The 6,097-nt window shown below is 62.7% G+C and carries 4 protein-coding genes; 1 reads left to right on the top strand and 3 read right to left on the bottom strand.

Annotated elements, in window-relative coordinates; genetic code table 11:
• Both ACE3SS_RS14435 and ACE3SS_RS14430 read right to left on the bottom strand, forming a co-directional pair.
• On the bottom strand, positions 1 to 871 hold an 871-nt coding region (locus tag ACE3SS_RS14435), incomplete at its 3' end, for an NAD-dependent epimerase (protein WP_374595131.1).
• A 77-nt stretch (positions 872 to 948) separates the two neighbouring features.
• Positions 949 to 2,286 (bottom strand): UDP-glucose/GDP-mannose dehydrogenase family protein, encoded by a 1,338-nt coding sequence (locus ACE3SS_RS14430; protein WP_374595129.1) that lies wholly within the window; start codon positions 2,284 to 2,286, stop codon positions 949 to 951.
• Between the two features lie 312 nt (positions 2,287 to 2,598).
• On the opposite strand from ACE3SS_RS14430, the gene ACE3SS_RS14425 reads away from it, so the two are divergent.
• The gene (locus tag ACE3SS_RS14425; protein WP_374595127.1) at positions 2,599 to 5,088 is read left to right on the top strand and encodes a glycosyl hydrolase family 28-related protein; all 2,490 of its coding nucleotides are present in this window, start codon (positions 2,599 to 2,601) and stop codon (positions 5,086 to 5,088) included.
• 44 nt (positions 5,089 to 5,132) lie between these two features.
• On the opposite strand, the gene ACE3SS_RS14420 is transcribed toward ACE3SS_RS14425, so the two are convergent.
• On the bottom strand, positions 5,133 to 6,097 hold a 965-nt coding region (locus ACE3SS_RS14420), incomplete at its 5' end, for an SGNH/GDSL hydrolase family protein (protein ID WP_374595125.1).

Genomic DNA, 6,097 nt, shown 5'->3' with positions numbered 1-6,097 from the left:
GCATCGGCAGATACTCCTTGTGCGCCGTGATGCCGAGCGCGCCTTCGAGCGTCTCGATGAAATACAGCAACTCCACCGGTTCGCTGTTGCCGATGTTGAACACCCGATACGGCGCATGCGAGCGCGACGGGTCGTTCTGCGCATCCAGGCCCGGCGAGGCCTCGGGGGCGCGGTCGAGCGTGGCCACCACGCCGCGCACGATGTCGTCCACGTAAGTGAAGTCGCGGCGCATCTTGCCGTGGTTGAAGACCTTGATCGGGCGCCCCGCCAGAATGGCCTCGGTAAACAGAATCGGCGCCATGTCCGGCCGGCCCCACGGCCCGTAGACGGTAAAGAAGCGCAGCCCCGTGGTGGGCAAGCCATACAGATGGCTGTAGGTGTGCGCCATCAGCTCATTGGCCTTCTTGGTGGCCGCGTACAGGCTCACCGGGTGATCGACCGGGTCGTTCTCGGCGAACGGCATCTTGGTGTTGCCGCCATACACGCTGGAGCTGCTCGCGTACACCAGGTGCTCGACGCCGTGGTGCCGGCACCCTTCGAGCACGTTCACGAAGCCCACGAGGTTGGACTGCGCATAGGCATGCGGGTTTTGCAGCGAGTAGCGCACCCCGGCCTGGGCCGCCAGGTGCACCACGCGGTCGAACCCCTCGGTGGCGAACAGCTCGTGCAAGGCAGGCTGATCGGCGATATCGAGCGGCTGAAAACGAAACCCCGGGCACCCCGCCAACGTCTTCAAGCGGTCGTGCTTGAGCTGCACGCTGTAGTAGTCGTTGAGGTTGTCGATGCCGACCACCTCGTCGCCCCGATCCAGCAGCGCGCGCGCCACGGCCATGCCAATGAAGCCGGCCACGCCAGTCACCAATATCTTCATGCCACTCATCAACAACTCAATAACGAAAGCAAAGAATACCGGCCCCCGCCGCGCCGCCGGCCCGCCGGCCGAGCGCGTCAGGCCCGCGTCATCTGGGCCCGGCCGATCGGCAGGTAGTCGATCCCGGCGGCAACCACCACCGAGGGCTCATACAGATTGCGCCCGTCGAAGATCACCGGGTCTTTCAGATCGGCGCGGATGCGCGCGAAATCGGGGCTGCGGAATTCCTTCCACTCCGTCACGATCACCAGCGCGTCGGCGCCCTTCAAGGCATCGGGCGGGTTGGCGGCGTAGCTCAGGCGCGGCTCGTCGCCGAAGATGCGCTTCGTCTCGTCCATCGCCACCGGGTCGTAGGCCGTAACGGTGGCGCCGCGCTTGAACAGCTCGGCCAGCACCACGCGGCTCGTGGCCTCGCGCATGTCGTCGGTGTTGGGCTTGAACGCCAGGCCCCACACCGCAAAGCGCTTGCCTGTGAGATCGGCGCCATAGCGCTGCACGATCTTCTCGACCAGCACCAGCTTCTGCGCGTCGTTGGCGTCTTCAACCGCCGTCAGCACCTTCAGGCCCTGCCCGACGGTCGCGGCGGTCTTGATCAGCGCCTTCACGTCCTTCGGGAAGCAGCTGCCGCCGTAGCCGCAGCCGGCGTACAAGAAGTCGTAGCCGATGCGCGGGTCCGAGCCGATGCCGCGGCGCACGTGCTCGATGTCCGCCCCCATCTTCTCGGCCAGCAGCGCCAGCTCGTTCATGAACGAAATGCGCGTGGCCAGCATGGCATTGGCGGCGTACTTGGTGAGCTCGGCGCTGCGCACATCCATCACCAGCAGCTTCTCGTGATTGCGCTGGAACGGCGCATACAGCGCACGCATCAGCAAAATCGCCTGCTCGTCGTCGGCGCCGATGATGATGCGGTCCGGACGCATGAAGTCGTCCACCGCCGCGCCCTCTTTCAAGAACTCGGGGTTCGACACCACCGCGAAGTCCACCTTGAAGTCGCGCTTGGCCAGCTCGTCGGCAATCGCCGCGCGCACCTTGTCGGCCGTGCCCACCGGCACCGTGCTCTTGTCGACCACCACCTTGTAGTCGGTCATCAGGCGCCCGATGTTGCGCGCCGCCGCCACCACGTATTGCAAATCGGCCGAACCGTCTTCGTCGGGCGGTGTGCCCACGGCGATGAACTGCACGGTGCCATGCGCCACGGCGCGCTCGATGTCGGTCGTGAACGCCAGACGCCCGGCCTGCACATTGCGCGCCACCACCAAGTCCAGCCCCGGCTCGTGGATCGGGATGCCCCCCTCGTTGAGGATGCGGATCTTGTTCGGATCCACGTCCAGGCACAACACATCGTTGCCCATCTCGGCCAGGCAGGCGCCTGTCACCAAGCCAACGTATCCGGTACCGACAACTGTGATTTTCATGAAGCAACCTTGCAATTGAAGAGCTCGGGGTCCTCGAAGAACCCATTGACGGCGGTGACATCCTGCGCCCGAGTCGAGGGGGGACGAGTTTATTCGATGCACGCCCCGCACAACGGTTGCCCTCGCCGCGAACCGTCAAGCAGCCCCGTAACGCAAGCGCGGCTCGGTAACTACACGAAACGCTGGCTTGACCTGTGCGGATGTTCCTATCGCTGCCGCCAAAATCGCGCGCACCATTCAAACGCTCGACCAAACAACAGAACACTTGTTGTTCGCGCAATGGCAGCGAAATGCAGCGTTTGATGAATACCGATGAAGTTTGACCAGTATTTGCGAGTTTTTCGTGAAATTTGCCGCAACGCCACAGCCCGACTCTGGCTCTTGATCAGCCTTCGCAGGAATCCAATGTTGGTTTTGTTTGCACTTCGTTCGTTCAAATCGACCGCTGCATTCTCAGCCCTGCTCAGCTTGGTCGTTCTCACCGGGTGCGGCGGCGCCTCAGGCGGCTTGAGCACCACCGGCAGCGCAACCACCAATGCCACTCAAAGCGTGACGCTGTCCGCCACTGGCGTGCAGGTCAGCGCCGCCACCGCCGCCCGCTTCGCCGTCGCCATGGACGACCTCGAAGTCATCGGCCCCTTCCCCAGCTGGGCCAACGCCAAGCGCGACTACGGCGCCGTGGGCGATGGCGTGGCCGACGACACCGCCGCGCTGCAGGCGGCGCTCAATGATCTCGGCCAGCCTGGCAAGCCATCCACGCTGTATTTGCCGCCCGGCACATACAAGATCACGGCAACACTCCGCCTGAACGGCAATTCGTTCGGCTCGGGCTTCTGGGGCGTCGGCATCGTCGGTGACGCGCCCAGCAACACAAAAATAGCCTGGGCGGGCTCCTCAGGCGCAGCGATGTTGCTGCAAGACGGCGGGTACAACGTTCGCTACGCCCGCATCACCTGGGACGGCAAAGGCACGGCAGGCATCGGCATCGCACATTGGTGGAACGCTAGCGGCGGCGCCATGTTTGACGGCAGCTCGGAAGATGTCGACGAAGTCTTTCAAGACATGGACATCGGCATCATGGCCGGCCGCACCGGCACCAACTACGGCCAGATGAATTCGGAAGGGCAGGTTCGCCGCGTCACTTTCTTGCGCAACAAGGTCGCCGGTCTCGACACCGGCAGCTGGAACGCCGTCAACTGGTGGGTCTGGGATTCGCACTTCGTCGATTGCGCCCGTGGCGTGTCGAATACCTATGGCGTTGACGACAGCGGTGTCGTACGCGGCAGCGGCGGGTTTCATGTTTACCGCAGCCTCTTCGAACGCTCCACGGTGGCTGACGTAAATATCCATAACACCGGCTGGTTCTCGATGTACCACAACGTGTCGGTCGGCTCGAGGCGGTTCTTTGTGGGCGAACAAGTGGGCCTGAATGCCGCGCCCGTCGTGATCAAGGGCAACCGCATCATCGACACCACCGACCCTGCGGCCATCGTCAGCGGCAACCTGGGCCCCTTGTTGCTCATCGACAACCAAATTCGCAGTGCAGCAGGGTCCACCACGCCGGCAGTGGTCATGAACGATGCCGCCCCCGGCCGCGACGTCGTATCGATCGGCAACACCTACACAGTTGCCAGCCCCATCCAGACGGTGGACTCGTCTGACCGAGTGATCACGATTGGCGACACCATCGGCAGTCGCAGCTTGATCAACGCAGCCTTGCCCACTCTGCCGAGCACCCCACAGCGACTCGGCCGGCAAGTCTTTGAAGTCGCCCCGGGCGCCAATGCGGCACAGATCCAGGCAGCGATCAATTCTGCCGTTGCCAGTGGAGCGACCAACCCCATCGTGCACCTCCCCCCGGGCACCTACCGGCTATCGACATCGCTGGTCATCCCGGCCAAAAGCCGCATTCAACTCGCGGGCGACACGCTCACCACCATCCTGGTCTGGACGGGTGCCGCCAACGGCTCGATGATTCAGCTCCAAGGGCCTAGCTACGCCACAGTTCGGGATCTTCAAATGTGGGGCGGCGCCGGCAGCACTGCCGCGACCGCCATCAACATGCCAACCGCCAACCAGGCCGGCGGACGCATATTGATTGAGGGCAGCTCCACCGGCCCGCTCAATGCCAGCAACCTCACGCAAACCCAACTGCAACTGCAAGCCAACCCCGGCGTATCGAGCATGCAGCTGTCTAACGTGCAAAGCTTCGTGGCGATGGGCACAGGAGGCATCGGCCCCGTCACGTCCGGCGAAAATTCCAGCGCGCTCCTTGCCGACACCTGGTACGAAGGCACCGAGACACATCTCTACCGTCTGACCTCAGGTACCTTCACCTTCGTGGGCGGCCATCTCGCGCCGGCTTCACATGCGGGGGCGTTGTATCCCAACGATCCGGCCATCCTGCTGGACCGCTTTGCGGGCAAGGCTACATTCATGGCAACAGACTTCAATTTGAGTGGTGTTCCTTCAGGTGCGGGCATCCAAATTGGCGCTGAAAGCAGTGCCACCAACGGCCTGTTTTTGGGGGTGGCGGCCAACAAGGCCGGCTACTACCGGCGCACGGCTTCGGGCGGCAATGTGGGGCTCAACACATCCAAGTCGGCAGACGGCTCGGGCGTCGCGACTTCGGCCCCGGATCAAGGCACTGGCGACAGTAGCTTCCTGACCACCATGCTGGGTCAATTGAGATCTTTGCAATGGGACAGCGCCGCCACGGCAGCACCTGGTGGCGCGACCGATGTGCGTATCTACCGCGTTAAAGCAGACCAGAGCGGGGGCATCCGCGCGTCAGCCAACTAAGGTATCGAGTGTGGCTCGCCACCAACCGTGCCGAGCCACCCCATTTACCGCCCTGGCAACACTGCCTTGAGGGCATCGCCAACCACGTCGGCAATCACCTCATTACCCGCCGCATTGGGATGGACCATGTCGCCGCGAAACACGTTTGCGTAGCCGGCCTTCTTTAGTGCTGCGTCAGGCTTGATCACTTGCACGTGCATAGCTGCCGCCAACTCATCGAGTTGCCGGCTGGCTGAAGCAAAAGCGGCGGCATCCTTCATGAAGGCCGGCTCCTCGATACGCAACAGGGCCACCTCTGCCCCATTCGCGCGCGCAAAGTTGACGATGTCTCGCACCGTGTTCAGATTGGCCAGCACCTGCACGGGCGTGCCCGCCCCGACCTGAGCCCCCGGGTCTACCGTCTCGAGCAGGCCCAGCCGAGGCAACAGGTAGCGGTAGATGAGCTCCCCCGTAGCCAAAGGCGGGTTGTGACCGGGGAAGGACGGATGCTCATCAACCACATCGCCACTCGACATCGGCTGCATCAAATCGTTGGTGCCGATCTCGAGCAGCAGCAACTTGCTCCCGAACAAGCCGTTTTGGCGCAACCATCCCCATTCGTTCTCGGGGGCCCACCCCCCGGCAGAAACATTCAACACCTCATAGCGCTCAGGCCCCAACTTGGATTTCAACAACTCGGGATACGTTCGCGTTTGGTCTGTCTGCACCCCACCGAAGGTGATCGAGTCGCCCAGGCAAAGCACCCGCAAATGAACCGAATCAGCCCCCCGTTTGATCGGACCGGACCGCATTCCAAGCTCGTTGTAATAGAGATGGTTACCAAATCTTCTTAGGTCCTGATTTGGCTTCACTCTATAGCCATAGGCTGCCACCTCATACAACAACGGCTTACCAAACCCATAACCTCGCAGGGAAACCTCCAAAAACAGTACAGCGCCCAAAACCATGGACACAAGGCCGAATCTAGATCTACCTAGCCGCATCATTCCCTCCATCGCCCCAACCGACA

This window comes from Aquabacterium sp. (assembly GCF_041915145.1).
Taxonomy (GTDB): Bacteria; Pseudomonadota; Gammaproteobacteria; order Burkholderiales; family Burkholderiaceae_C; genus Aquabacterium.
The sequence above is the reverse complement of the archived record's forward strand: the minus strand, read 5'-3'. Positions and strand labels throughout refer to the sequence as shown.

Coding starts and splice junctions, on each gene's coding strand:
- ACE3SS_RS14430 (WP_374595129.1), bottom strand. CDS start 2,286: ATGAAAATCACAGTTGTCGGTACCGGATACGTTGGCTTGGTGACAGGC.
- ACE3SS_RS14425 (WP_374595127.1), top strand. CDS start 2,599: ATGAAGTTTGACCAGTATTTGCGAGTTTTTCGTGAAATTTGCCGCAAC.